This window comes from Promicromonospora sp. NFX87, assembly GCF_048564965.1.
Taxonomy (GTDB): Bacteria; Actinomycetota; Actinomycetes; order Actinomycetales; family Cellulomonadaceae; genus Promicromonospora.
This window is the reverse complement of record NZ_CP183413.1, coordinates 5038188-5062976: the sequence shown is the minus strand read 5'-3', so window position 1 is coordinate 5062976 and position 24789 is coordinate 5038188. Positions and strand designations below refer to the sequence as shown.

General features: G+C 71.7%; 24 protein-coding genes and 1 pseudogene. 12 read left to right on the top strand and 13 right to left on the bottom strand.

Going from position 1 to position 24789, the window contains the following annotated elements; translation table 11 throughout:
• Positions 1-131: 131 nt before the first annotated feature.
• Positions 132-431 (top strand): annotated as a pseudogene (locus ACNYC2_RS22730) (DUF6928 family protein); the annotation flags it as partial.
• Here the strand turns inward: ACNYC2_RS22730 and ACNYC2_RS22725 are convergent.
• Positions 373-957 (bottom strand): DUF6912 family protein, encoded by a 585-nt coding sequence (locus ACNYC2_RS22725; RefSeq protein WP_419703956.1) that lies wholly within the window; start codon positions 955-957, stop codon positions 373-375. The pseudogene ACNYC2_RS22730 and the gene ACNYC2_RS22725 sit on opposite strands and share 59 nt — an antisense overlap.
• A gap of 149 nt (positions 958-1106) precedes the next feature.
• Here ACNYC2_RS22725 and ACNYC2_RS22720 point away from each other — a divergent pair, with 149 nt between their 5' ends.
• A complete protein-coding gene (locus ACNYC2_RS22720; RefSeq protein ID WP_419703955.1) occupies positions 1107-1742 on the top strand; it encodes a DUF6928 family protein in 636 nt (211 codons plus the stop codon).
• A 77-nt stretch (positions 1743-1819) separates the two neighbouring features.
• A complete protein-coding gene (locus tag ACNYC2_RS22715) occupies positions 1820-2248 on the top strand; it encodes a VOC family protein (protein WP_419703954.1) in 429 nt (142 codons plus the stop codon).
• Positions 2249-2251: 3 nt separating this feature from the next.
• Here ACNYC2_RS22715 and ACNYC2_RS22710 read toward each other — a convergent pair whose 3' ends face one another.
• Genes ACNYC2_RS22710 through ACNYC2_RS22695 form a run of 4 tightly spaced genes read right to left on the bottom strand, consistent with a single transcriptional unit; the run spans position 2252 to position 5801 of the window.
• Positions 2252-2773, bottom strand: coding sequence for an endonuclease V (locus ACNYC2_RS22710; protein WP_419703953.1), 522 nt, complete (start codon positions 2771-2773; stop codon positions 2252-2254).
• A gap of 2 nt (positions 2774-2775) precedes the next feature.
• Positions 2776-3906 carry a ribosome small subunit-dependent GTPase A gene (locus tag ACNYC2_RS22705; protein ID WP_419703952.1) on the bottom strand — a complete coding sequence of 377 codons (1131 nt, stop codon included), beginning with the start codon at positions 3904-3906 and terminating at the stop codon, positions 2776-2778.
• Positions 3907-3948: 42 nt separating this feature from the next.
• Positions 3949-5274: a 3-phosphoshikimate 1-carboxyvinyltransferase gene (gene aroA, locus ACNYC2_RS22700; protein ID WP_419703951.1), complete on the bottom strand. Its 1326-nt coding sequence runs from the start codon at positions 5272-5274 to the stop codon at positions 3949-3951.
• Between the two features lie 53 nt (positions 5275-5327).
• On the bottom strand, positions 5328-5801 hold the full coding sequence (locus ACNYC2_RS22695) for a DoxX family membrane protein (RefSeq protein WP_419703950.1): 474 nt from the start codon (positions 5799-5801) through the stop codon (positions 5328-5330).
• A gap of 393 nt (positions 5802-6194) precedes the next feature.
• On the opposite strand from ACNYC2_RS22695, the gene ACNYC2_RS22690 reads away from it, so the two are divergent.
• Together ACNYC2_RS22690 and rsrA are read left to right on the top strand one after the other, a co-directional pair.
• Positions 6195-7001 (top strand): sigma-70 family RNA polymerase sigma factor, encoded by an 807-nt coding sequence (locus ACNYC2_RS22690; protein WP_419707890.1) that lies wholly within the window; start codon positions 6195-6197, stop codon positions 6999-7001.
• Positions 6998-7273, top strand: a complete 276-nt coding sequence (gene rsrA / locus ACNYC2_RS22685; RefSeq protein WP_419703949.1) for a mycothiol system anti-sigma-R factor — start codon at positions 6998-7000, stop codon at positions 7271-7273. The genes ACNYC2_RS22690 and rsrA overlap by 4 nt, the downstream gene beginning before the upstream one ends.
• 119 nt (positions 7274-7392) lie before the next feature.
• On the opposite strand, the gene ACNYC2_RS22680 is transcribed toward rsrA, so the two are convergent.
• Positions 7393-7467, bottom strand: a complete 75-nt coding sequence (locus tag ACNYC2_RS22680) for a 50S ribosomal protein bL37 (RefSeq protein WP_156968370.1) — start codon at positions 7465-7467, stop codon at positions 7393-7395.
• A gap of 177 nt (positions 7468-7644) precedes the next feature.
• On the opposite strand from ACNYC2_RS22680, the gene ACNYC2_RS22675 reads away from it, so the two are divergent.
• Genes ACNYC2_RS22675 through ACNYC2_RS22665 form a run of 3 tightly spaced genes read left to right on the top strand, consistent with a single transcriptional unit; the run spans position 7645 to position 10054 of the window.
• Positions 7645-8508 (top strand): DUF4097 family beta strand repeat-containing protein, encoded by an 864-nt coding sequence (locus ACNYC2_RS22675; protein WP_419703948.1) that lies wholly within the window; start codon positions 7645-7647, stop codon positions 8506-8508.
• The gene (locus ACNYC2_RS22670) at positions 8508-9209 is read left to right on the top strand and encodes a PadR family transcriptional regulator (protein WP_419703947.1); all 702 of its coding nucleotides are present in this window, start codon (positions 8508-8510) and stop codon (positions 9207-9209) included. Before ACNYC2_RS22675 ends, ACNYC2_RS22670 begins: the two co-directional genes overlap by 1 nt.
• 47 nt (positions 9210-9256) lie before the next feature.
• Positions 9257-10054: a hypothetical protein gene (locus ACNYC2_RS22665; protein WP_419703946.1), complete on the top strand. Its 798-nt coding sequence runs from the start codon at positions 9257-9259 to the stop codon at positions 10052-10054.
• Positions 10055-10196: 142 nt separating this feature from the next.
• On the opposite strand, the gene ACNYC2_RS22660 is transcribed toward ACNYC2_RS22665, so the two are convergent.
• The gene (locus ACNYC2_RS22660) at positions 10197-10790 is read right to left on the bottom strand and encodes a GDSL-type esterase/lipase family protein (RefSeq protein ID WP_116677529.1); all 594 of its coding nucleotides are present in this window, start codon (positions 10788-10790) and stop codon (positions 10197-10199) included.
• A gap of 206 nt (positions 10791-10996) precedes the next feature.
• Entirely contained in the window at positions 10997-11941 is a 945-nt protein-coding gene (locus ACNYC2_RS22655; RefSeq protein WP_419703945.1) for an aldose 1-epimerase family protein, read from the bottom strand.
• 155 nt (positions 11942-12096) lie between these two features.
• Between ACNYC2_RS22655 and ACNYC2_RS22650 the strand changes: the two genes are divergently transcribed.
• The gene (locus tag ACNYC2_RS22650) at positions 12097-13092 is read left to right on the top strand and encodes an aldo/keto reductase (protein ID WP_419703944.1); all 996 of its coding nucleotides are present in this window, start codon (positions 12097-12099) and stop codon (positions 13090-13092) included.
• A gap of 91 nt (positions 13093-13183) precedes the next feature.
• On the opposite strand, the gene ACNYC2_RS22645 is transcribed toward ACNYC2_RS22650, so the two are convergent.
• From ACNYC2_RS22645 to ACNYC2_RS22630, 4 genes are all read right to left on the bottom strand, one after another.
• Complete coding sequence (locus ACNYC2_RS22645) at positions 13184-13885, bottom strand: VOC family protein (protein ID WP_419703943.1); 702 nt, start codon at positions 13883-13885, stop codon at positions 13184-13186.
• 87 nt (positions 13886-13972) lie between these two features.
• Positions 13973-17764, bottom strand: coding sequence for a multifunctional oxoglutarate decarboxylase/oxoglutarate dehydrogenase thiamine pyrophosphate-binding subunit/dihydrolipoyllysine-residue succinyltransferase subunit (locus ACNYC2_RS22640; protein WP_419703942.1), 3792 nt, complete (start codon positions 17762-17764; stop codon positions 13973-13975).
• 403 nt (positions 17765-18167) lie between these two features.
• Positions 18168-19322, bottom strand: a complete 1155-nt coding sequence (locus ACNYC2_RS22635; RefSeq protein ID WP_419703941.1) for a sensor histidine kinase — start codon at positions 19320-19322, stop codon at positions 18168-18170.
• A 17-nt stretch (positions 19323-19339) separates the two neighbouring features.
• Positions 19340-20122: a response regulator transcription factor gene (locus tag ACNYC2_RS22630; protein WP_357454299.1), complete on the bottom strand. Its 783-nt coding sequence runs from the start codon at positions 20120-20122 to the stop codon at positions 19340-19342.
• A 193-nt stretch (positions 20123-20315) separates the two neighbouring features.
• Between ACNYC2_RS22630 and ACNYC2_RS22625 the strand changes: the two genes are divergently transcribed.
• From ACNYC2_RS22625 to ACNYC2_RS22615, 3 genes are all read left to right on the top strand, one after another.
• The gene (locus tag ACNYC2_RS22625) at positions 20316-21812 is read left to right on the top strand and encodes a hemolysin family protein (protein WP_419703940.1); all 1497 of its coding nucleotides are present in this window, start codon (positions 20316-20318) and stop codon (positions 21810-21812) included.
• A complete protein-coding gene (locus tag ACNYC2_RS22620; RefSeq protein WP_419703939.1) occupies positions 21809-22855 on the top strand; it encodes a hemolysin family protein in 1047 nt (348 codons plus the stop codon). Before ACNYC2_RS22625 ends, ACNYC2_RS22620 begins: the two co-directional genes overlap by 4 nt.
• A 243-nt stretch (positions 22856-23098) precedes the next feature.
• Positions 23099-24031, top strand: coding sequence for a M15 family metallopeptidase (locus ACNYC2_RS22615; protein WP_419703938.1), 933 nt, complete (start codon positions 23099-23101; stop codon positions 24029-24031).
• A gap of 6 nt (positions 24032-24037) precedes the next feature.
• Here ACNYC2_RS22615 and ACNYC2_RS22610 read toward each other — a convergent pair whose 3' ends face one another.
• The gene (locus tag ACNYC2_RS22610; RefSeq protein ID WP_419703937.1) at positions 24038-24703 is read right to left on the bottom strand and encodes a CYTH domain-containing protein; all 666 of its coding nucleotides are present in this window, start codon (positions 24701-24703) and stop codon (positions 24038-24040) included.
• Positions 24704-24789: the final 86 nt, after the last annotated feature.

Below are 24789 nucleotides of genomic sequence, written 5' to 3'. Positions count from 1 at the left end.
GCTGGGCCGAGCGCGAGCCCCGGCGGGGCACACGGGTCCGGTGGCGATGTCGGCGGGTGCCCGTACTCTCGTGTGCGGCGCCGGGGCGGGGGCGCCGAGGGCAGGCACAGCAGCCGACGGCAGGAGACAAGATGGGCGCCAAGACAGCGATGCTCGTGTACGCGGACGGCGACGTGGCGGAGGGGCTGGCGGACGCGGCCGAGTTCGCGGACGAGGCGGGCGCGGCCGAGCTGCTCGGCCTCCTGTGGCCGCCGGCACGGATCCAGCCGGACGGCGAGGAGCCGTGGGAGCTCGGCGACGCGGTGTTCCCGCCGCAGGGACGGGCGTGCGCGCTGTCGACGCCCGCGGTGGACGTCCTGTGCGACCAGGCGCTCATGCTCGACCGGCCCTCGCAGCTGCCCGCGCACCTGGTCGACGCGAGCCTCGGCCGCACGCTCTACCTGCACGCCATGCACAGCGCCGTCGACTGGTTCGCCTTCGCGGTGCGGTCTCGGACTCCGCGCCGATGTCGGCGGTCGCCTCGGCGTCGCTCTCCTCGTCCGCTGCCGCGAGCACGTCCGCGATATCGGCGGCGGCCTCCAGCTCGTCGACGTGCACGCAGACGATCGCCACGTTCTCGACGGTGCTGACGACCTCGATCTCCGAGGCGACCGCCTCGTCGTCGTCAGGATCGCCGGAGCCTCGCACCGGGCCGACGGCCGTGTCCGGCACCTCTACCGTGATGACCACGCGCTGGTGTGCCGCGTCGGGACGGCCGGCGATCAGCGCGAGAGAGTCGTCGGCGGCGTTCAGCGCGGCGATGTACTCGAGCCCCTCGGCGTCCTCGTCGGGCAGGCCTGCCTCGAGGTCCTTCGTGACGGCGTGCACGCGGCGCGGGGCGACGGTCCAGCGGGCAGCCGCAGAGGTATGGGTGACGGCGTCGAGCTCGTCGAGCGTCGCGGGCACGTAGATACGCATGTGCCCAGTCTGCCGTGTGCTGGGCCGAGCGCGAGCCCCGGCGGGGCACACGGGTCCGGTGGCGATGTCGGCGGGTGCCCGTACTCTCGTGTGCGGCGCCGGGGCGGGGGCGCCGAGGGCAGGCACAGCAGCCGACGGCAGGAGACAAGATGGGCGCCAAGACAGCGATGCTCGTGTACGCGGACGGCGACGTGGCGGAGGGGCTGGCGGACGCGGCCGAGTTCGCGGACGAGGCGGGCGCGGCCGAGCTGCTCGGCCTCCTGTGGCCGCCGGCACGGATCCAGCCGGACGGCGAGGAGCCGTGGGAGCTCGGCGACGCGGTGTTCCCGCCGCAGGGACGGGCGTGCGCGCTGTCGACGCCCGCGGTGGACGTCCTGTGCGACCAGGCGCTCATGCTCGACCGGCCCTCGCAGCTGCCCGCGCACCTGGTCGACGCGAGCCTCGGCCGCACGCTCTACCTGCACGCCATGCACAGCGCCGTCGACTGGTTCGCCTTCGCGGTGTGGCAGGACGGCGCCCTGGTGCGTTCCCTGAGCCTGTCGCCCGACGACGGGGTGCTCGAGGACACCGGCGACCGGCTCGCGTTCGAGGAGCCGTTCTGGGCGGGCAGGCACCCGGCCCCGGCCGGCACCGCGTACCCGTTCCCCTTCCACCCGCTGGTCCTGGGGGAGCACGCCTTGCAGGAGTTCTTCGGTTTCAGTGGTGACGGGTCCGACGACGGCGGCCCGTCCGCCGGCCGGCTGGACCCGTGGGCCGTCGAGCTGTTCGGCTTCCAGGTCGTGTAGGCAGGAGCGCCGGACGGGCCGCGCTCGACAGATCCTCGAAGGACTCGTACATTTGTTCGAGAGCGAGGAGGTCTGTCATGTCCGAACCCACAGCCGCTGCCGTACCCGCAGTCATCCCCATGCTGTCCTACCAGGACGGCGTCACCGCCATGGACTGGCTCATCGAGGCCTTCGGCTTCACCGAGGCGGAACGCTGGCTGGACGACGACGGCCATCTCTCCCACGGTGAGCTCGACGCCGGCGGCGGGCGAGTGATGCTGTCGGAGCTCGCGTCCTATGAAGGCCCGGCGGCGCACCGCAAGCACTGCACGGCGGCGGACGCCTGGCTGTCGACGCCCTGGGTGATCGACGGGGTGCTGGTCCGGGTGGCCGATATCGACGCCCACTTCGCCCGTGCACAGGCGGCCGGTGCCGGGCTGCTCTCCCAGATCGAGGAGGCCCCGTACGGCAGGCTGTACCGCGCCGAGGACGTGGAGGGTCACCGCTGGATGTTCCTCCAGCCGTGAGCCTCAGGCGGCGGGCACAGCCCCACGCGCCAGCCGGTCGACGCGGCGCAGCGCGTCCGGGAACCGGGCGTCGCCCGCCATGGCGTGCACCAGGGCCGCGGCGTCGTCGACCGGCATGCCGGACGCCGTGACGTACAGCGGCCGGGACGAGAGGCCGCGCAGCACCTCGGCGGCATGCGTCGCCGTGCGGAACCGGGTCTTGGCGACCCCGACGACCACGCGAGCCAGACCGGCGGAGGCCACGTGGGCGCCCAGCCCGGGGCTCCCCTCGGGGTCGAGGTCCACGTACCCGTCGACGATCAGCAGGTCCACCGGCGCGACGCCGGACAGGACCCGTTCGAGGGCCGGCAGCTCGCGCTCGTAGAACCTGCCGGGCCGGTACGCCGCCACCTGCTCGACGAGCACCGTACGTTCGTCGACGAGAGTGGTGAACGCGGCGTCCTCGGCGACGACCAGCGCGGCCCGCGCCCCGCCGTCGTCCAGGTACTGCACGTCCACCGCGCCGTAGCGCGAGCTGCCGGTCACGGTCAGGCGTCCGAGCCGGTCCGTGACGAGAGCAGGCGGCGGAACGAGGTGAGCCGGGCCTCGCGGGCCGGCCGTTCCTCCTCCGGGGAGGCCGCTATCCAGTCGTCGAGCGCGCAGTCCGGCGCGTCCGCGAGGTGCGTGCAGCCACGCGGGCACTCCTGCGCCACGTCGTCGAGGTCGTCGAACGCGCGCAGCAGGTGCGACACCTCCACGTGGGCGAGGCCGAAGGAGCGGACACCCGGGGTGTCGATCACCCAGCCGTCGAAGGCGTCCGAGGGCTCGCCGTCGGACGGAGACACGGGCAGGGCGAGGGCGACCGCGGACGTCGACGTGTGCCGGCCGCGGCCCGTCACGTCGTTGACCACACCGGTCGCCCGCTTGGCGTCCGGCACCAGGGCGTTGATCAGCGTGGACTTGCCGACGCCGGAGTGGCCGACCAGCACGGACACGAGGCCGCGCAGCCTGCCGCGGACCTCCTCGACGGACTCGGGGGCCAGGACCATGCCGCCGGCACTCTGGCCGGCGACGTTCGCACGGTCGGCCTCGTCGCTGGACGCCTCCCGGCGGGTGACGACCACCTCGACGCCGAGCGGCTCGTAGAGCTCGCGCAGCGCGTCGGGGGAGGCCAGGTCGGCCTTGGTCAGGCAGAGCAGGACCGACATGCCAGCGTCGTAGGCGGCGACGACGCAGCGGTCGATCATGCCGGTGCGGGGCTCGGGCTGGGCCAGCGCCGTGACGATGACGAGCTGGTCCGCGTTGGCGACGACTATCCGTTCGTACGGGTCGGTGTCGTCGGCGGTGCGGCGCAGCGTCGAGGTCCGCTCCTGGATGCGCACGATCCGGGCGAGCGAACCCTCGCCGCCCGACACGTCGCCCACGACGTCCACCCGGTCGCCGACGACCACGCGGGTGCGGGTCAGCTCCCGGGCCTTCATCGCGGTCACGATCTTCTCGCCCGACGTCCCGGCCGTGTCGGCGTCCTTGACCAGGAGCGTGTACCGCCCGCGGTCCACGCCGGTGACCAGGCCGGTCACGGCGTCGGAGTGCTCGGGGCGCTGCTTGGTGCGGGGGCGCGAGCCGCGCTTGGACGGGCGGGAGTGGAAGTCCGACTCGTCGATGCCACGGCGGCCCATCAGGCGGGTCCCATCAGCCAGACGACCATCAGCAGACGCCCATCAGGAGGCCGAGCCGAGCATGCGGAGCCACATGCCGGTGAAGTCGGGCAGCGTCTTCGCCGTCGTGCCGACGTTCTCCACCCGCACGCCGGGCACGCGCAGCCCGAGCAGCGCGGCGGACGTCGCCATGCGGTGGTCCGCGTAGGTGCGCACGACGTCGCCACGCAGCGGCCGGGGGGTGATCACCAGGCCGTCGCGGGTCTCCTCGGCCTGTCCGCCGAGCCGCGTGATCTCGCGGGCCAGCGCCGCCAGGCGGTCGGTCTCGTGGCCACGCAGGTGCGCGATGCCGCGGAGCCTGGAGGGAGAGTCGGCCAGCGCTGCCAGCGCCGCGAAGGTGGGTGCGAGCTCGCCCCCGGCACGCAGGTCGACATCGATCCCGTGGATCTCGCCCGTCCCCGTCACGGCGAGCACGCCGTCGGCAAGGGTGTAGGTGCCGCCCATGCGCTCCAGCAGCTCGGGAACCATGGCGCCGGGCTGGGTGGTCAGCGTCGGCCAGCCGGGGATGCGGACGGTGCCACCGGCCACCAGGGCGGAGGCCAGGAACGGCGCCGCGTTGGAGAGGTCGGGCTCGACGCGGACGTCGCGCGCGGCGATCGGACCGGGCGAGACGCCCCACATGCCGTCGCGCGAGTCGTCGACCACGACGCCGGCGTCGCGCAGCGTGGCGACCGTCATCTCGATGTGCGGCAGGCTCGGCAGGGTGGCGCCGATGTGCCGCAGGGTGAGGCCACGCTCGAAACGCGCGGCCGCGAGCAGGAGGCCGGAGACGAACTGCGAGGACTCCGAGGCGTCGACGTCGACGGCGCCGCCCGGCACACTGCCCCGGCCCTCCACGGTGAACGGGAGGTGGGTGGGCAGGTCGGCGGACTCCGGCCTGGCCTCGGGGTCGTGCACCGTGATGCCGAGGGTGCGCAGCGCCGCCAGCACGGGCAGCATCGGGCGGACCCGGGCCTCGGGGTCGCCGTCGAACCGGACCGGGCCGTCGGCGAGCGCCGCGAACGGGGGCAGGAACCGCATGACGGTGCCGGCCAGGCCGGTGTCCACCTCGGTGCCGCCGGCCACGGGGCCGGGTGTCACGTGGAGGGTGCTCGGGTGGTCGCCCACCTCGATGCGGGCGCCCAGGGTGCGCAGGGCGCGGATCATGAGGTCGGCGTCCCGGCTGCGCAGGGCCCCGCGCAGGGTGCCGGGTCCTTCTGCGAGCGCCGCGAGCACCAGGAGCCGGTTGGTGAGCGACTTGCTGCCGGGTATCTCGACCGTCGCGTCCAGCGGGGCGCCGGCCAGCGGCGCCTCCCATGTCGGTGCGGGCGCGGTGGTGGAGGAGGTCATGTGCCGAGATTATCGCGGACCGCGCCGGAGCAGCGGCTTTGTGTCGCCCTGCGTCAGACCTTGACGACTGCCGCCTTTGCCTCAGCGCGTGCGGCACGTGCCTGCTGGACCCGCCAGGACAGCCCCGGCCGGCCTTCGAGGTCGGCACCCGCGATGAGGGCCGCGCCCACGGAGGCGAGGCTGTGCAGGAACCGGTCGGTGCGTACGGGGCGCTCTTCCTTCGGGGCGGTGAAGGGCTGGTTCACCACGGCGAGCGGCAGCGTGAGCAGGGCCAGCGCGAGCGCGGAGGCGCGTGGCGCCTTGCCGAGCGCGAGCAGCGTGCCGGCGGCCGCGGTGGCGATCCCGTGGGCGCGGACGAGCGTGGTGACCTGCTTCTCGCTGAGCGGCTCGGCGCCCAGCGCCCGGGTGGCCAGGGCGGACCCGGACCTGGCCGCGGCCACGTGCTCGCTCGGGTTCCGGGCAGCCTGCACCCCGTCGTAGATGAACGACGATGCCAGCAGGGGTCGCGCGATGTGTCGAAGCAGCATGCCTCCACCTTGGCAGATGAGAGCGACGAATGCAGCAGGATGGCGACACGGGAACACACCGGGAATTCGACGCCGGGGGCGAAGGTTGAACCCCTCGTGGAGCGATGCCTCGAGAAGGATCTGGTGAAGAGCAGGGTGATCGACACGGTGACGGATACAGCGGTCGGCATGATGGCCGACGGAACGATCGGCACGGGAACGAACCTGATGTCGGGCATGACCGCAGGTGCGACGTCGGGTGCGCAGGTGCCGCCCGTGATGTTCGGCGCGGTCCCGCCGCACCTGCTCGGCACCGACGTCGACTCCGTGCTGTCCTCGGCGAAGGCCACGGCGGACGCCTTGTCGGCGGCCCTGGCGAACACGGGCTGGCCGACGAGGCTAGGCTCAAGTGCGATGACTGACACTTCCCGCGAGCAGAACCAGGGTGCCGACGAGGTCGGCACCGATGTCGGGGCGCGCCCCGACAACAGCGCGAGCGAGGGTGTTGTCGGATCCACGGAAGCGACCGCGGCCGAGAGCACCACTGAGCCCAGCGCCGTGACCGGCACCGCGACGAGCCCTGCGGTCACCGGTGAGGCCGGCGACGACGAGAGCACCGAGCGCTCCCCGCAGGAGGAGGACGCCGCGGCTCGCGCCGCGCGGTTCGAGCGGGACGCGCTCCAGTACCTCGACCAGCTGTACTCCGCGGCGCTGCGCATGACGCGCAACCCCGCCGACGCCGAGGATCTGGTGCAGGAGACGTTCGCCAAGGCGTTCGCCGCGTTCCACCAGTACCGGCCGGGCACCAACCTGAAGGCCTGGCTGTACCGCATCCTCACGAACACGTTCATCAACAGCTATCGCAAGAAGCAGCGCGAGCCGCAGCAGTCCCAGGCGGAGGACGTCGAGGACTGGCAGATCGCGCGCGCGGCGTCGCACACGTCGCGCGGCCTGCGCTCGGCGGAGGTCGAGGCGCTGGACCGGCTGCCCGACAGTGATGTGAAGCGGGCGCTCGCCGAGCTCCCGGAGGATCGACGGATGGTCGTGTACTACGCCGACGTCGAGGGCTTCCCCTACAAGGAGATCGCCGAGATCATGGGAACTCCGATCGGGACGGTGATGTCCCGGCTCCACCGCGGACGACGGCAGCTGCGTGAGCTCCTCGCCGACTATGCCGCCCAGCGAGGACTCGTCAGCCAGGCGCCCGGAGGTGCGCAGTGAACAACATCCAACCCATCCCGCACGACACGGCGGGGGAGTCCGAGTGCGAGCACGCACTCAAACACCTCTACGAGTACCTGGACTCCGAGATGACGCCGGAGGACGAGACGCGCATGCGCGCGCACGTCGCCCACTGCTCGCCGTGCCTGGCGGAGCTGAGCGTCGAGGACCTCGTGAAGCAGCTGGTGCGCCGCTCCTGCAGCGAGCGCGCGCCGGACACGCTGCGGGTGCGCATCCACGAGCAGCTGACGGTCATGACCGTCGCCGAGTGACCTGACCCGCCTGGCTGACCGCGGGCGGGCATGACGAAGGGCCGGGACCCATTGGGTTCCCGGCCCTTTCGCGTGCCCTGGCTGGGCGGCTCATGGTCCTGACGGACGCTTGAGCCGGCTCAGGCGTTGGGACGCTTGCCGTGGTTGGCGGCCGAGCCCTTGCGGCTACGGCGCTTACGACCGCGCTTGCTCATGGGTGTCTCCTGACAGGTGACGGACTGAATGGCTCCATGATCCCACAGATCGTGAGGTTGTCCGGCCGCAAAGGGGTTGCCGGGCGAGCGAACGCGATATATCGTGACTGACGTCAACGCGATATATCGCGTTGAGGCAGCGACGGTCCCAGCGAGTCACGAGCACCGGAGGAACCCATGAGCGCAGACAGCTGGACCGTCACCGGTCCGCAGACCATCGAGCTGGACGGTGTGGCCAGCGTCGACGCCCATGTCGTCGACGGACGGCTCGACATCGTGGCGCACGACGAGCCGGTGGTCCGGGTCGAGGTGCACTCGGTGGAGGGCCGGTCGCTCGAGGTCCGCCTCGACGCGGGGCGCCTGGTGATCGAGCACGAGAGCGGCCTGTCGGGCTGGGGCTCGTTCATGAAGCGGTTCGCCGACTTCGGCGGAAAGGCCCGCGCCGACATCCACGTAGCGGTGCCGGCCGGAACCGCCGTGCGGCTCGGTACGGTCCGCGGTGAGGGCCTCCTCGCCGGTACGACGGCGGGCGCGTCGGCGTCCACCGTCTCCGGGTCGCTGCTGGTCTCCCGCACGGCCGGCGACCTCAAGCTGAACACCGTCTCCGGCGAGGTGACGGTCCGCGACCATGTCGGGGACGTCACGAGCAACACCGTGTCCGCCGACGTCGTGGTGAGCGCTTCCGCCGACTCGGTCACGTCGTCCTCGGTGTCCGGGGACGTGACGTTCGACCTGGTGAACCAGCCGCACACCGTCCGGGTCAACACCGTGTCCGGGAACATGCTCCTGCGGGTGCCCGACGAGCGGGCCGTCGAGGTCTCCGTGCAGAGCGTCAGCGGACGGGTGACCCTGGGCGGCCTGCAGTTCACGGGCGGCGGCTCGAAGGTCGTCGGCGGCGACCGGTCGGCCGGTCCCGGCGTCATGCACCTGCGGGTGACCGGCGTCTCCGGTGACGTCACGGTGATCGGCGGGCCGCAGGACGCGGCCGCCGACGCTCCGTCCGGCACCGTGCCCGCGGACCAGTCGCCCGTGGAGCTGTAGTGCCTCCGGTGTTCGCCCACGGGGAGCTGCGCCTGTACCTCCTGGTGCTGCTCCTGGACGGGCCCCGGCATGGGTACGAGCTCATCACCGAGCTCACCCGGCGTTTCGGCGGCACCTACCGCCCCAGCGCCGGGACCATCTATCCGCGCCTGGCGCGGCTCGAGGAGGAGGGGCTGGTGCGTCGCTCCGTCCCGGGGTCCGGTGCCGGGGCGCAGGGCGGCCCGCATGGGTCGCCAGGCTCACCGGGGGCCGGGCGCAAGGCCACCTACGAGCTCACCCCGGCCGGCCGGGCGGAGATCGACGCGCGTCTCGACGACGTCAGGCGGCTGGAGCGCAGCGTGGCCGAGACGGTGCGCAGCCTGGCGGACGAGGTGCGGGCCGACGTCCGCGACACGATGCGCGGCCTGCGGGCCGAGCTCGCGGCGGCCGCGCAGGAGGTCCGCACGCGGCCGCGCCCGGGTGCCGCGCCCGACCCGCGGCGCACGCAGTCCAACTCCCTGCGGCACGACGCCGAGGCGGTGCTGCAGCGGTTCCGTAACGACGTCCTGGCCGATCTGCGCGAGGCGGACGTCGCCGGTACGGTGTCCGCGCTGACCGTGGAGACGCTCCGCACAGTTCTCGACTCGGCACGTTCCGCGATCCGTGGGACGCTGCCGCACAGCACGACCTCTCCGCCGCGTCGTGCGGACCGAACCCCATGAATCTGTCCGAACCCCCAGCAGCTTTCCCCAATGAACGGAGCACAGCGATGACCACCGAGTCCTGGAGCGTGGCCGCCCCGCAGACCATCGAGGTCGGCGGCGCCTCGACCCTGATCGTCCGCCTGACGAACGGCCGCGCGGAGATCGTGGCAGACCCGAACCGCACGTCCGGCGCCCTCGTCGAAGTCATCGAGGTGTCGGCGCGGCCGCTGCAGATCCTCGCCGAGCACGGCAACCTCCGGGTCGCGTACGACTTCCCGGGGCTCGAGGGCTTCGTGGACCGCTTCCGCGGCCTCAAGGACCAGGACGCGGCGGTCGTCAGGGTGACCGTGCCCGCCACGTCGGTGGTGGACGTCGCCACGGTCGGCGCCGAGGTAGTGGTGACCGGGTCGCGGGCCGGGGTCAACGTGAAGACCGCCGGCGGCGCCATCACCGTGACCGGTACCACGGGCTCCGTGACCACCAAGTCGGGCACAGGCGCGGTCACCGTCGCCGAGCACGCGGGCGACGTGTCGGTCTCGACGGTCTCCGGCGCGGCGTCCGTGGTGGGCGCCCTGGGCCGGGTGTCCGTCCAGACGGTCTCCGGTGCGGTGGACGTCACCGCCATCGGCACCACGCCGCTCGTCAACGCCAAGACGGTCTCCGGCCCGGCAGCGGTGCAGCTCGACGCCGGCTCCCCGGTCAACCTCCGTGCGCGCAGCGTCACGGGCAAGGTCGTCATCGACGGGGCGCAGGCGACGTCCAGCGCGCAGCGCACCGTCGTCGTCGACCACGCGGAGCCGGGCGCGGCGGCGTACATCTCGACCAACACCGTCTCGGGAACGGCCACGATCACCCGCGGCTGACCAAGCTCCGCGAAGTAGAGCGCCTGTCCGGGTCTCCCTCGGACAGGCGCTCTACTTCGCGGTCTCTTTCGGACAGGCGCTCTACTTCGCCGAACTTGGTCAGGCTCTGTCTGTGTCGCCTGAGCCTGGGTTCCGTTCCGGGTCAGGCGACCTCGTCCTGGGGGAGGCCCAGCCAGGCGTGCCAGCCCGTGTGCAGCACCAGCCACGCCATCAGGCCGTAGCCCGCCTGGCCCGGGTAGACGCCCCCGCCCTGCGCCAGATCGGCGAGCCACTGCTCGTGCTGCGCCAGCGGCGTGTACGTGTCGACGTACGGCACCCGGCGCCGGTTGGCGACGTCGGCGAACGCGTCCGACAGCTCCGCGATCCGGCTCCCCTCCGCGGGCAGCCCGGGCGGCGGCCCGACGACGAACGCCGCCGTCCGGTTCGCGTCCGCGACGTCGAGGATGTTCGCCAGGTTCAGCCGCGAGCGCGCGACGGTGAGCCCGGAGGCGACGTCGTGCCGCCCCAGGGCCACCACCAGGCGATTCTCGACCTCGGAGTCCGAGCCGAACCGCGTGGCGGTCTCCGCCTCCCAGCGGGCACCGAGCTGAGTGCTGGTCTCGCCGGGCACGGCGAGGGTGAAGAGCATGGCGGGCCGGGAGAAATGGGTGCGTGCGAGGACGCGACCGGTCCAGCCGAGCGCACGAGCGTCTCCGACACCCGTGGCCAGCTCGTCACCGACGACGCAGATGCGCACCTCGCGATCCTGCAACGGACTCTCCTTGCCTGTTCCCGGCAGCCTGGCGGACGGCCGGTTCCTCATTGTGGTGCACGGACAGTGACCGAACAGTGCCAACGCGCCGACGCGTGTGCGCCCACGTCAGAACCGGCGACACTTTTGCGGCGCCGTCAGCGCAGCACGGTCGGAACGGCGCCGTCAGTGCAGCGACGTCGAAGTGGCCGTCAGAGCAGCGTCATCCCCCAGCGGACGGCGTGCCGCTCGCCCGGAGCGAGGTGCACGAGCCGCTCGCCCGTACGGAACGCGTCGGCGACGCAGGTCATCGGCTCGGCGGCGAGGCCCATCCGGCGACGGTCCGGGTCGATGTGGTCCCCGGAGCAGACCTGCCAGACGTCCTGCGACTCGTCCATCCAGACCGCCGCGGTGCGGCCGTCCGGTGCGGACAGGTGGGCCCAGGAGAGGCCTTCGGCGTCCCTGATGACGTCCACGTACGCGTCGTCGAGGTCCAGGCCGGCCGCGCTGCGCGGCTCACGCAGGTCAAAGGTGCCCGACGCCGGCTCGGTGCCGGTCGGCAGCAGCCGCTCGTCGGTCGTGACCCGGGTGGCCGCGTCGAGGCGCACCGTGCACTCGTCCAGGTTCGCGCCGCCCGTCGAGAGCCACGGGTGGAACCCGCACCCGTAGGGCGCCGTGCTCGCCCCGACGTTCGTGACGTCGAGGGTGATCTCGAGGCCCGCGTCGGACAGGGCGTAGCGGATCTGCGCGACCAGCTGGAACGGGTAGCCCGGCCGGGCGACGAGCTCGAGCTCCAGGGTCACGGCGGAACCCGTGTGCTCGATCACCGACCAGCGGTCCCATGCCGCGAGCCCGTGCAGCGCGGTGTTGCGCGCGGGCTCCGTGACGGGCAGCTGGTGCTTCTCGCCGCCGTACTCGTAGGAGCCGTCGCGGAGCCGGTTCGGCCAGGGGATCAGCACGGCGCAGTTGAACACCGGGCTGATCTCGTCCGCCCTGAAGGGCACGACGACGTCGCGGCCGTCGACCGAGTACTCTCGCAGCGCCGCACCCACCTGGGTGACCGTCGCGCGGTGGCCTTCATGGCTGATCCGGAACTGGTCCCCGGAAGGATGGGGCCTGGCCGCAGCAACGGGAGGAATTTCTGTCGTCACACTCACACCGTAACCGTAGGGCAATTTCTGCCTGCGCCACGTAGCGTGAGACAGCAGACTAGGGGGCTGAGTTTGTGTCATCCGCGAACGGCCCCGCTACGAACAGGACCTGACGACGGGTCCACGCGGGCATGTCTGCCCGCCCAGCAGCAGGAGGAACGATGGAACAGCAGGTACTCGGACGGACCGGTCGGCTCGTGTCGGCTGTGGGCCTGGGCACCTGGCAGCTCGGCGCTGACTGGGGAGAGGTCAGCGAGGGCGACGCCCGCGCCGTCCTCGAGGCCTCGCTCGAGGCCGGGGTGACCTTCTTCGACACCGCGGACGTCTACGGCGACGGCCGCAGCGAGCAGGCGATCGGCTCCTTCCTGAAGGACCACCCCGACGCCGGCATCACCGTCGCCACGAAGATGGGGCGGCGCATGGACCAGGTTCCGGAGAACTACGTGCTCCAGAACTTCCGGGAGTGGACCGACCGGTCCCGGCGCAACCTCGGCGTCGACCGGCTGGACCTGGTGCAGCTCCACTGCCCGCCCACGCCCGTCTACTCCTCGGACGCCGTCTACGACGCGCTCGACCAGCTCGTGTCCGACGGCGCGATCGCCGCCTATGGCGTGAGCGTCGAGAAGACCACGGAGGCGCTCGAGGCCATCGCACGGCCGAACGTCGCCAGCGTGCAGATCATCCTCAACGCGTTCCGGCTCAAGCCGCTCGACGAGGTGCTGCCGGCGGCCTCCGCCGCGGGCGTCGGCATCATCGCGCGCGTGCCGCTCGCGTCCGGCCTGCTCTCCGGCAAGTACACCAAGGACACGGTGTTCGCCGAGAACGACCACCGCAACTACAACCGCGAGGGTGCCGCGTTCGACGTCGGCGAGACGTTCTCCGGTGTGCCCTACGAGGTGGGGCTCGAGGCCGCCGCCCGCTTCACGGAGCTGGCGAAGGAGCTGGTCGGCGAGAGCCTGACCCCCGCGCAGGCGGCGATCGCCTGGGCCTGGCAGCGGCCCGGCGTCTCCTCCGTGATCCCCGGGGCGCGCAACGTCGAGCAGGCCCGTGCCAACGCCGCGGCCGGCCACGCGGAGACGCTAGGCCCGCTCTTCATGTCCGGCGTGCGGGAGATCTACGACGAGATGATCAAGGAGCACGTCCACGACAAGTGGTGAGCTCACCCCGCCGAAGTAGAACCCTGGCGAAGTGGAACTGGGGCGGTAGCGCTGATCAGCGCTACCGCCCCAGTTCTATCTCGCCAGGGTTCTATCTCGGCAGGGGGTTCTCCGGGCGGAAGACGCAGAACTCGTTGCCCTCCGGGTCGGCGAGCACGTCCCAGAACACGTGCGGGTCCGGGGAGTCCGCCCGCGCCTTGAGCAGCGTGGCGCCGGCGTCGAGAAAGCTCTCGGTCTCGCCCCACACGTCCCAGTGGATGCGGTTCTTCACGGTCTTCGGTTCGGGTACCGGGATGAAGAGCATGAGCCAGGGCAGCCCGTCGCCGGGCTCCAGCCGGTACCACGGCCGGTCGGAGTACCGCTGGGGCTCGATGCCCAACCGCTCTCCCCACCAGCCGCTCGCCGCCGCCGGGTCCGCGGAGTCCACGACCAGCGCGTAGAGGCGGTAGTCGCCCGCCGTAGCCACCTGGCGCGGGAAAGCGCAGAGCTCGCCGCCCTCCGGGTCGCGCATGACCGTCCAGTCCTCGCGTGCGACCTCGGGCGTGGCGCCGAGCGCCCGGAGCTCGTCGACGGTGGCGTGCAGGTCCAGGTGCACCCGCTGCTTCACGGTGCGCGGCTCGGGGACCTGGTTGATCCAGACCGTGTGCTCCGGGACGTCGTCCTCGAGCACGAACTCCGCCGCGGAGTCGCCGGCCGGCCGCGACCGGAGCCCCAGGGCCGCTGACCAGAAGGCGGCGAGCCTCGGCCCGTCGGTGGCGTCGATGACCAGGTCCTTGAGGGCTGCGTCTGCCATGACGCCAGCGTACGGCGACCGACGTCGGCCAGGGAGAGCACGAGAGGCGGGCATCCCCCGAAGGGATGCCCGCCTCTCGTAGAACTGTCAGCCGCGCGAGAAGGCCTGCTCGAGGAGCGTCTTCTGCTGCGCCTGGTGCAGCTTGGCGGTACCGGCGGCCGTCGATGCCGACGCCGGGCGGGAGACCACCTTGACGTACGGCATGTCCAGCGGCAGGGCCAGGTGGATGAAGCCCCACGCACCCTGGTTCTGCGGCTCGTCCTGCACCCAGACCAGCTCGGCGCCGTCGTACTTGGCGAGCTCCGCGCGGATCTGCGCCTCGGGGAACGGGTACAGCTGCTCGAGGCGGACGATCGCCACGCCCTCGTCGCCGCGCTTGGTGCGCTCGGCGAGCAGGTCGTAGTACACGCGGCCCGTGCAGAAGAGCACGCGGTTCACCTTGGCCGGGTCGGCCACAGAGTCCGCGATGACCTCCTGGAAGGTGCCCTCGGTGAAGTCCTCCACCGCGGACGCCGCCGCCTTGAGGCGCAGCAGTTGCTTCGGCGTGAACACCACGAGCGGACGGCGCGGGCGGGCGTACGCCTGGCGGCGCAGCAGGTGGAAGTACGACGCCGGGGTGGACGGCTGCGCGATCGTCAGGTTGTTCTCCGCGCCGAGCTGCAGGAACCGCTCGATGCGGGCGGACGAGTGGTCCGGCCCCTGGCCCTCGTAGCCGTGCGGCAGCAGCATGACGACCGACGACGACTGGCCCCACTTCTGCTCGGCGGACGAGATGAACTCGTCGATCACCGTCTGGGCGCCGTTGACGAAGTCGCCGAACTGAGCCTCCCAGAGCACCAGGGCGTCCGGCCGCTCCACCGAGTAGCCGTACTCGAAGCCGAGTGCGGCGTACTCCGACAGCGAGGAGTCGTAGACCCAGAACTTGGCCTGGTCGCCCGACATGTACAGCAGCGGCGTCCACTCGGCGCCGGTCTCCCGGTCGTGCAGCACGGCGTGCCGCTGCACGAACGTGCCGCGGCGGGAGTCCTGCCCGGCGAGGCGCACCGGGGTGCCCTCGACGAGCAGCGAGCCGAAGGCGACGAGCTCGCCGAAGCCCCAGTCGATGCCGCCTTCCTTCGCCATGAGCTGGCGCTTCTCGAGCATCTGCGCGAGCTTCGGGTGGATCGTGAAGCCCTCGGGGGGCGTGGTGTGCACGTCGCCGACCCGCTGCAGCATCTCCGGCGAGATCGCCGTCTGCCAGCCCACCATCGTCCCGGCGTCCTCACGCTGGGACTCGGGGCGCTCCAGACCGGCGAGGTGCTCCGTCTGCGGTGCGGGCGTGAAGCCCGACTTGGTCTCGGTGAAGACCCGCTCGAGCTGCGACTGGTAGTCCTGCAGCGCGCCCTCGGCCTCCTCGACGGTGATGTCACCGCGGGCGACCAGGTTCTCGGTGTACAGCTTGCGCACCGAGCGCTTGGTCTCGATGAGGTTGTACATGAGCGGCTGCGTCATCGACGGGTCGTCGCCCTCGTTGTGCCCGCGGCGGCGGTAGCAGATGAGGTCGATGATGACGTCCTGGCCGAACTGCTCGCGGAACGCGAAGGCGAGCTCGGCGGTCCGCACGACGGCCTCGGGGTCGTCGCCGTTCACGTGCATGACCGGGACCTGGTAGCCCTTGGCGACGTCGGTCGCGTACGTGGTCGAGCGGGACGCCGTCGGGCCGGTGGTGAAGCCGACCTGGTTGTTGACGACGACGTGGATCGTGCCGCCGGTGCGGTACCCGCGCAGCTGCGACAGGTTCAGCACCTCGGGCACGACGCCCTGACCCGCGAAGGCCGCGTCGCCGTGCACCAGGATCGGCAGCACGGAGAAGCCGTCGCCGCCGAGGTCGATGCGGTCCTGCTTGGCGCGCACGATGCCCTCGAGCACCGGGTCGACGGCCTCGAGGTGCGACGGGTTGGCCGCGAGGTAGACGCGCGTGGTGGCGCCGGACTCCGACGTGAAGGTGCCCTCGGTGCCGAGGTGGTACTTCACGTCACCCGAGCCTTGGACGCTCTTGGGGTCGAGCTGGCCCTCGAACTCCTTGAAGATCTGGCCGTAGCTCTTGCCCGCGATGTTCGCCAGCACGTTGAGGCGGCCGCGGTGGGCCATGCCGATGCCGACCTCGTCGAGGCCGCCCTCGGCTGCCCGCGACAGGATCGCGTCGAGCAGCGGGATCAGGGACTCGCCGCCCTCGAGCGAGAAGCGCTTCTGCCCGACGAACTTGGTCTGCAGGAACGTCTCGAACGCCTCGGCGGAGTTCAGGCGGCGCAGGATGCGCAGCTGGTCCTCGCGCGGCGTCTTGGCGTAGCCCGCCTCCAGGCGCTCCTGGAGCCACTTGCGCTGACCCGGGTCGGCGATGTGCATGTACTCGATGCCGATGGTGCGGCAGTACGAGTCACGCAGCAGGCCGAGGATCTCGCGCAGCGTCGCCTTGGGCTTGGTGCCGAAGCCCGCCGTCGGGAAGGTGCGGTCCAGGTCCCAGAGCGTGAGGCCGTGGTTCTGGATGTCCAGGTCGGGGTGCTTGCGCTGGCGGTAGGCCAGCGGGTCCGTGTCGGCCATGAGGTGGCCGCGCGAGCGGTACGACTGGATGACCTCGGCGATCTTGGCCGGCTTGGCGGCCTCGACGTCGGCGTCGACCGTGTTGTCACGGACCCAGCGGACGGGCTCGTACGGGACGCGCAGCGCCGCGAAGACGCGGTCGTAGAAGCCGTCCAGGCCGAGCAGCTTCTCCGAGATGATCTTGAGGAACTCGCCGGACTGGGCGCCCTGGATGATGCGGTGGTCGTAGGTCGACGTGATCGTCATGACCTTCGAGATGCCCATGCGGGCGAGCTGCTCCTCGGACGCGCCGGCGAACTCCGCCGGGTAGTCCATGGCGCCGACGCCGACGATGGTGCCCTGACCCTGCATGAGGCGCGGCACGGAGTGCACGGTGCCGATGCCACCCGGGTTGGTCAGCGAGATCGTCGTGCCCTGGAAGTCCGGCACGGCGAGCTTGCCGCCGCGGGCCTTGCGGACCAGCTCCTCGTAGGCCGCCCAGAACTCGGCGAAGTCGAGCTCCTCGGCCTTCTTGATGCTCGGCACCAGCAGCTGGCGCGAGCCGTCCGGCTTGGCGAGGTCGATCGCGAGACCGAAGCCCACGTGCGCGGGCTGGTTCACGCCCGGCTTGCCGTCCACCGGCTCGTAGTGCGCGTTCATGACCGGCATGTCGGCCAGCGCCTCGACCAGCGCGAAGCCGATGAGGTGCGTGAACGAGATCTTGCCGCCGCGACCACGCTTGAGGTGGTTGTTGATGACGATGCGGTTGTCGACCATCAGCTTGGCGGGCACGGCGCGCACCGAGGTGGCGGTGGGGACCTCGAGGGAGGCCTCCATGTTCGTGACCACGCGCGCGGCGGGGCCGCGCAGCTTCTGGACGTCGTCGACGGCGTCCGGGTGCGCCACGGGGCGCTCGAACGTGTCCGCGTAGTGCGTGGTGGGTGGGGTGGCGATCGGGTTCGCCGGGTTGACCTTGGGGTCGGCGGGCAGGCGCTTCTTGCGCACCTTCTGCGCCGCCTCCGAGGCGGCAGTGCCGCCGGTCACCGGGGTGGCCGACTGCCGGGCGGGAGCCGGGGCGAGGGCCGCCGGGCTTGCCTGGGTCGCACCTGCGCCGGCTGGAGCCCCGTCGGCCGGCGCTGCGTCGGCCGGAGCCTTCGGAGCCGCCGCCGGTGCGCCGTCCTTGGTGGAGCCGTTCTCACCGGGGGTGTAGTCGGCGAAGAAGTCCCACCACGCGGGGTCTACCGCGTTCTTGTCCTTGAGGTACTGCTGGTAGAGCTCGTCGACAAGCCATTCGTTGGCTCCGAATGACGAGCTCGCCACGCTGATCGACTCTGAACCAGCCTTAGGGGACACGCGCGGATCGCCCACCTTCACCACAGTTGCGTTCGTCGCGCGCCAGCCTTGTCGCAGCACGCGAAGCCCGAATGTTTTCGGACCCTCCAAGGGTAGGCCCTTCTGGCTCTCCGGTGGGTTTGACCGTGCGGGCCCCGAGGGGCACGACGACGCCAAAGAAGTTGGTTCGTCATGTTTATCGCACGCTGAGCAAAACCCGGGCAACATTCGGCCTGGAAGTCCCCAACGCGGCGTTACGGCGCTCCGTATGGGGCAGCCAATCTTTGGCGCGTGTGACAGAAATCACGGGACTCCGTCTCACGCTCTGACCGCTCGCGCCCCTAGGCTTCTCGGTTTCTCACCGGAAACTACCCGATCAGTCCGTATGCGATCAGTCCGTGTGCGTGGTCGAGACACCCGGTGCCGGGTGCGCCCGCGCCGGGAGCGTGACCCGCATCGTCGCGCCCCGGTCGGAGTCGACGACCTGGACGTGCCCGCCGTGCAGCTCGACCGCCCAGCGGACGATGGCCAGGCCGATCCCGGTGCCGCCGCTCGACCCGACGGTGCTCCCGACCGTGCTGCCGCCGAACGTGTCGGCCGAGGACCCGTTCCGGCCCCGGCCGTCGGTCCGGTCCGCCGTCGACCCGGTGCCGCGCACGAACCGCTGGAAGATCCGCTCGCGGTCCGCCGCGGCGATACCGGGACCCTCGTCGCTGACCTCCAGCACGACGTCGGCACCCTCGGTGCTGTCCACGGGGTAGGCGTCCAGGCGGACGACGCCGCCCGGCGGCGAGTGCCGGATCGCGTTCTGCAGCAGGTTCATGACCACCTGGTGGAGGCGTTCGGCGTCGCCCTCTATGGAGAGGTCCTCCGGCGTGACGTCGACGACGTAGTGGAGGTCCTTGGCGGCGTCGACCATCGAGAGGTCCTCGGCGCAGTCCTCGAGGAAGTCGCCGACGGCGATCTTGCCCACGTTGAGCGCCGAGGCGCCCGCCTCGATGCGCGACAGGTCCAGCAGGTACGTGACGAGCCGGGTGAGCCGGTCCGTCTGGGCGTGCGCCTGCTCCAGCGCGGCGGGGGTCGGCTCGACGACGCCGTCCACCATGTTCTCCAGCTGTGCCTTGAGCGCGGCGACCGGGGTGCGCAGCTCGTGCGACACGTTGGCGATCAGGTCGCGGCGGGTCTGCTCGACCGAGGCCAGGTCCTCGGCCATACGGTTGAAGGCGTGGGCGAGCTGCCCGACCTCGTCGCTGCTCGTCGCGCGCACCCGGCGGGTGTAGTCGCCGTCCGCCATGGCCTCGACGGCCTCGGTGATCTCGCGCAGCGGCGACGTCATACCGCGGGCCAGGACCTGCGTGAGCAGCAGCGACAGGATGATGGCCAGGGGGAAGGTGCGGCTCGGCCCCAGGGACGCCTGCAGACCGAGCCACGTGATCAGCACCGCAGCCGAGACCGTCACCGCCACCAGCACGCCCAGCTTGATCTTGAGCGAGCGCAGCGGGTCCAGCGGCCGCACGTCGGGGACGCGGGGTACGTGCGGTCTCATCGGAACCTTTTCTGAGATTACTGGTTGGCCTGGTTGGCGGGCGGCTCGAACGCGTACCCGACGCCGTGCACGGTGCGGATCAGGTCCGGCCCGAGCTTGCGGCGCAGGGCCTTGATGTGGGAGTCCACGGTGCGCGTGCCGCTGGCGTCGGCCCAGTCCCAGACCTCGGCGAGCAGGCGCTCGCGCGTGAGCACGGTCTTGGGCGACCCGGCGAGCATGACGAGCAGCTCGAACTCGGTCGGGGTCAGGTGGACCTCCTCGCCGCCGCGGTAGACGCGGCGCTGGGCGCGGTCCACCGTGACGTCGCCCATCATCATGGGCGGGTCGGCCGGCGTCGTGGCGGCGGCCTGGGCCGCCCTGTCCACGCGGCGCAGGAGCGCCTTGATCCGGGCCACGAGCTCGCGCATCGAGAACGGCTTGGTCATGTAGTCGTCCGCGCCGACGCCGAGGCCGACCAGCATGTCGGTCTCGTCGTCCCGCGCGGTGAGCATGAGGATCGGCGTGGGGTGCTCGGCCTGGATGCGCCGCGTGACCTCGAGCCCGTCGATGCCGGGCAGCATCACGTCGAGCACCACGAGGTCGGGGCGCAGCCGTGAGGCGGCGTCGACGCCTGACAAGCCGTCGCGTGCGACCTCGACCCGCCAGCCCTCGGCGGACAGCCGCTGAGCGATGGCCGTCGCGATCGTCGGCTCGTCCTCCACCACGAGCACGGTCGCGCTCTGCTGACCGGTAGTGGCTGCGGCCGACGCCGGACCGGGCTGCTGCGAGGCCCCAGACGGCTGGGGGTTACCAGATGACATAGGTCAATCATGCCCGTACCTACCTGATAAGACCCTGATAACGGCCTGGACTGCGTGTCCGCGCGCACGCCTGCTCGTGCGCGCGGCCCTTCCGGGGCGTTCCCGCTACGATCTATCGCACGATGATCGAGCGATATCCCGACCGAAGATCCTGGAAGAATCCAGACCCCCCGAACGCCCTCCGGAGCACGAGATGACCGGCGACTGGATCCTGGTCGCCGTCGGCGTCCTTCTCACAGCAGGTACTGCTGTCTTCGTGGCCGGGGAGTTCTCCCTCGTCACCATCGACCCCGCGGTGATCGGTGACACCGACGACTCGGAGGGGGACAGACCCGGCCGGACCCGGTCCGATCCCCAGTCCTCCGCGTCCAACCCTCGGTCCACCCACGCTGCCCGGCCCGCACTCGGCCAGAGCATGCGGGACCGCAGCGTACGCACCGCGCTCCGTCACCTCTCGACGGAGCTGAGCTCGGCCCAGGTCGGCATCACGCTGACCACCATCCTGCTCGGCTACACCGCCCAGCCGGCGCTGAACTCCCTGCTCTCGGCGGCATTCGGCGCGACGTCCGTGCCGACCGCCGTCTCCGCCGGCCTCGCCGGAGTCCTGGCCGTCGTGCTGGTCAACGTCTTCTCCATGGTGTGCGGCGAGCTGATCCCCAAGAACTTCGCGCTCTCGGCGCCCCTGGCGACCGCGCGCATAGTCGTGCCCGTGCAGCGGGTGTTCACCATCACCTTCAAGCCGCTGATCGCGGTGCTCAACGGCTCCGCCAACGCCCTGCTGCGGCGCCTGGGCGTCGAGCCGCGTGAGGAGCTCTCCGGGGCCCGGTCCGCGTCCGAGCTGGCCTCGCTCGTGCGGCGCTCGGCAGAGGAGGGCACGCTCGAGGAGTCCGTCGCGACCCTGCTCACCAACTCGATCGAGCTGGACACGCTGAGCGCGCGCGACGTCATGACCGACCGCCTGCGCATGTCGGTGCTGGACCGGACGGCGACGGCGGACGACGTCGTCGCGCTCGCCCGCCGCACCGGACACTCGCGGTTCCCGGTGATCGGGGAGGACCGGGACGACGTCGTCGGCCTGGTGCACCTGCGGCGTGCGGTCGGCGTTCCGCACGACCGCCGGAGCGAGGTGCCTGCGGCCGCTCTCATGGTCGACGCGCCCCGCGTCCCGGAGACCGTGCGCCTCGGCCCGTTGCTCGTGGAGCTGCGCGGGTTCGGTATGCAGATGGCGGTGGTCGTCGACGAGTACGGCGGTACCTCCGGCGTCGTCACGCTGGAGGACGTCGTCGAGGAGCTGGTGGGCGACGTCGCGGACGAGCACGACCCCCGGCGGGCCGGCGCGGCCCGGGCCGCCGACGGGTCGTGGATCGTGCCGGGCGTGCTGCGGCCGGACGAGCTCGTCGAGTACACCACTATCGAGGTCCCGGAGGGGGCCGCGTACGAGACGCTCGGCGGCCTCGTCATGGCCGAGCTCGGCCGCATGCCCACCGTCGGCGACGAGGTCACGGTGGGGACAGCTGCCGCCCGCGTGACCCTGCGCGTCGAGGCCATGGACGGGCGCCGCGTCGAGCGGGTGCGGGTCCGCTCGCTGCCCGACGAACGGGCAGATGACGACCGGTCCCGGAACGACCGGTCCCGGCCGGACCGGGGCAGGGCCGACCGGACACGCAGCGAGAAGGGGACGAGCCGATGAGCACGACCACGGCACTGATCATCGGCCTCGTGCTGCTCGCGGGCAACGCCTTCTTCGTGGGCGCGGAGTTCGCCGTCATCTCCGCGCGCCGCAGCGCCATCGAGCCGCTCGCCGCGGCGGGGGACCGGCGGGCCGTCACCGTCCTGTGGGCGATGGAGCACGTATCCCTCATGCTGGCCTGCGCTCAGCTGGGCGTGACCGTCTGCTCCACCGGCCTCGGCATCGTGGCGGAACCCGCGCTGGCGCACCTCCTCGAGGGGCCGCTGCACAGCATCGGGGTGAGCGACGACCTCACCCACCCGATAGCCCTCGTCATCGCGCTGTCCCTGGTCGTGTACCTGCACGTGGTGCTCGGTGAGATGGTGCCGAAGAACCTCGCGGTGTCCGGCCCGGACCGGGCGGTCATGTGGTTCGGGCCGCCGCTGGTGCTCCTCGCGCGCGTGCTGCGTCCCGTCATCGGCGGGCTGAACTGGATCGCCAACCACGCCGTGCGGCTGGCGGGCGTCGAGCCCAAGGACGAGGTCGCCTCCGCGTTCACCGCGGAGGAGGTGCAGTCCATCGTGGAGCACTCGCAGGCGGAGGGTGTCCTGCGCGACGAGCAGGGCCTCCTGACCGGCGCCATCGAGTTCTCCAACCGCACCGCGAGCGACGTCATGGTCCCCGTCAGCGGCCTGGTGGCCGTCGACGAGAACAGCACGCCCGACGACGTCGAACGGCTGGTGTCGAAGCACGGCTTCAGCAGGTTCCCCGTCGTGACGCACGGCGAGGACGGCGACGAGCTGGTCGGCTACCTGCACCTCAAGGACGTCCTGTACGCGACCGGGCCCGCCCGGTTCGAGCCGGTGGCCGTGTGGCGCGTCCGCGCGCTGGCCGCCGTCGGGCCCGACGACGAGGTCGAGGACGCGCTGCGGGTCATGCAGCGCTCCGGGTCGCACCTCGCTCGGGTCGAGGGCAGCGAAGGCCAGGTCCTCGGCGTCGTCTTCCTCGAGGACATCCTGGAGGAGCTCGTGGGCGAGGTGCGCGATGCGATGCAGCGCCGCTGAGGTCGAGCGCCGTCGAGATCCGGCGTCGTTGAGATCCGGCGCCGTTGAGACGAGAGCGTCCGGAAGGCATGGACAGGTAGTGATCACGTCATGTGCGGGTCGGGCGATGTGCCGGCGGGGCTTGGCAGGCGGGCCGGCCCCGGTTAGTGTCTCGTGCGACATAGACACCGCGAGGGGCCGCGGATACTCGACGACGGGGGATCAGTGGAGTCCACGGTTGTGACGAGCCTGCAGCCTGCGCCGATGACGCGCCGCGCCCGGCGCGAGGCGGAGGAGCAGCAGGCCCAGGCCCTGCGCGCGCACGTGCTGCGGGCCCAGGGAGCGCGGACCCCGCGTCCGGAGGTCCGACGTCCGCAGGTCCAGCCGGCGCAGGCGAGCCAGCCGGTGGCTACCCGGAGCGCCACGTCGTTCGACCAGGTGGTCACGGGTGCCATCACCCGGCCCACCAGGCCGACGTCGTCCGTGCCTGCCGGGCAGCGCTTCGTCTCCCGGGCGGCCGTCATCGGCACGCTGGCCGCGGCGACCATCGCCGCACCGTTCGTGCAGGGCACCGCGGAGTCCGGCGAGTCGCCGTTCGACGTCGAGGCGCCGCACACCGGGCCGAACGTGCTCGACCTCGTGACGCAGCCCGTCGAACGCCCGAAGACGTCCGCGGCCGTCGTCCGGGCCGAGGCGATCACCCGACCCGAGTCGGCCGCCGCCAGTCGTTCTCTCGACCGCAGCCCTCTGCCGGACTGTGACGTCAGCGCACCCGTGGAGGGCACCAACGGTGCGCTCGCGGACCACTCGCTGTGCGAGCTGTGGCAGGCGGGGGAGTACCTGCGGCCCGACGCCGCGATGTCGCTCAGCGCGCTCAACGAGGCGTTCCGCGCGTCGTTCGGCCGGGAGATGTGCCTCGTGGCCAGCTACCGCGACCTGAACACGCAGTACGAGATCAAGGCCGCCAGAGGCTACTTCGCCGCCTCGCCGGGCACGTCCATGCACGGCTGGGGTCTCGCGATCGACCTCTGCTCGAAGGAGACCGGGGACAGCGAGGTCTTCTCGTGGCTCTGGGCCAACGCGCCGTCCTACGGCTGGCAGAACCCCGCGTGGGCCCAGCTCGGCGGGAGCAAGTACGAGCCGTGGCACTGGGAGTTCGTGTCGGGCGTCGCCGAGAAGGGCGAGTGGGACGGGTAGGACCCGTCAGAAGCGCAGGTGGGTGTTCGGCCCGAAGTCCTGGCGGAACACCGGGCCGTCGCTCGCGAGCTCTGCGGCGAACGACGGTGCCCACGCGCTGTAGGGCTCCATGGCGAGCGACTCGTTGGAGAACCGGCGGTCGTCGGTGATCTCGGTGACGCAGAAGTCCGGGATCTGCAGGCCCGTGACCGGGCCCGAGCGCTCACACTCGGCCACCACCAGAGGATGGTTGGCGCCGCCGAAGACGTCGATCGACCAGCCGTCCGCCCCGAGCCAGACGGCGTACCGGACCTTGACGATCGGTGCCCCGCCGCGGCGGACCAGCTCGACACCGATGCTGGGGTCCAGCTCTCGCTCCGCCTCGTAGCGGGTGCCGCCCACCGCGGGCCCCTTCACCGTGACCGCCGCGAAGTCGATGTCCGCGACGTGCGCCCGCAGGAGCTCTACCGGGTCGGTGTCGCCGGTCAGGTCGGCGTCGATGTCACCGGCCTGGACGCGGACCCGGAGGGCGTAGCCGTCGTCGGCCAGGAAGTAGGACTGGACGATGAGGGCCGGCGCGTCCCGGAGCTCGGCCGGGAGGTCGCGCACGAAGAACCGGCGCTCGAACTCGAAGTCGGCGTAGCCGCGGTCGGCGTCGGCCGGGGCGGGCTCGTCGAAGCGATCATCGCTCATGTGAGGTCCCTCGCCATGCTCGGCAGCTGATGCTCGGTAGGTGCTTCGTACGTACCGTTCCGCAGATGGTTGTCTGCGGATGGTTC

What these genes read in the sequence shown, in the direction of transcription:
- ACNYC2_RS22725 (WP_419703956.1), bottom strand. Translation starts at nt 957, where the DNA reads ATGCGTATCTACGTGCCCGCGACGCTCGACGAGCTCGACGCCGTCACC.
- ACNYC2_RS22720 (WP_419703955.1), top strand. Translation starts at nt 1,107, where the DNA reads ATGGGCGCCAAGACAGCGATGCTCGTGTACGCGGACGGCGACGTGGCG.
- ACNYC2_RS22715 (WP_419703954.1), top strand. Translation starts at nt 1,820, where the DNA reads ATGTCCGAACCCACAGCCGCTGCCGTACCCGCAGTCATCCCCATGCTG.
- ACNYC2_RS22705 (WP_419703952.1), bottom strand. Translation starts at nt 3,906, where the DNA reads ATGGGCCGCCGTGGCATCGACGAGTCGGACTTCCACTCCCGCCCGTCC.
- aroA (WP_419703951.1), bottom strand. Translation starts at nt 5,274, where the DNA reads ATGACCTCCTCCACCACCGCGCCCGCACCGACATGGGAGGCGCCGCTG.
- ACNYC2_RS22695 (WP_419703950.1), bottom strand. Translation starts at nt 5,801, where the DNA reads ATGCTGCTTCGACACATCGCGCGACCCCTGCTGGCATCGTCGTTCATC.
- ACNYC2_RS22690 (WP_419707890.1), top strand. Translation starts at nt 6,195, where the DNA reads ATGACTGACACTTCCCGCGAGCAGAACCAGGGTGCCGACGAGGTCGGC.
- ACNYC2_RS22675 (WP_419703948.1), top strand. Translation starts at nt 7,645, where the DNA reads ATGAGCGCAGACAGCTGGACCGTCACCGGTCCGCAGACCATCGAGCTG.
- ACNYC2_RS22665 (WP_419703946.1), top strand. Translation starts at nt 9,257, where the DNA reads ATGACCACCGAGTCCTGGAGCGTGGCCGCCCCGCAGACCATCGAGGTC.
- ACNYC2_RS22650 (WP_419703944.1), top strand. Translation starts at nt 12,097, where the DNA reads ATGGAACAGCAGGTACTCGGACGGACCGGTCGGCTCGTGTCGGCTGTG.
- ACNYC2_RS22645 (WP_419703943.1), bottom strand. Translation starts at nt 13,885, where the DNA reads ATGGCAGACGCAGCCCTCAAGGACCTGGTCATCGACGCCACCGACGGG.
- ACNYC2_RS22635 (WP_419703941.1), bottom strand. Translation starts at nt 19,322, where the DNA reads ATGAGACCGCACGTACCCCGCGTCCCCGACGTGCGGCCGCTGGACCCG.
- ACNYC2_RS22630 (WP_357454299.1), bottom strand. Translation starts at nt 20,122, where the DNA reads ATGTCATCTGGTAACCCCCAGCCGTCTGGGGCCTCGCAGCAGCCCGGT.
- ACNYC2_RS22625 (WP_419703940.1), top strand. Translation starts at nt 20,316, where the DNA reads ATGACCGGCGACTGGATCCTGGTCGCCGTCGGCGTCCTTCTCACAGCA.
- ACNYC2_RS22620 (WP_419703939.1), top strand. Translation starts at nt 21,809, where the DNA reads ATGAGCACGACCACGGCACTGATCATCGGCCTCGTGCTGCTCGCGGGC.
- ACNYC2_RS22615 (WP_419703938.1), top strand. Translation starts at nt 23,099, where the DNA reads ATGACGCGCCGCGCCCGGCGCGAGGCGGAGGAGCAGCAGGCCCAGGCC.
- ACNYC2_RS22610 (WP_419703937.1), bottom strand. Translation starts at nt 24,703, where the DNA reads ATGAGCGATGATCGCTTCGACGAGCCCGCCCCGGCCGACGCCGACCGC.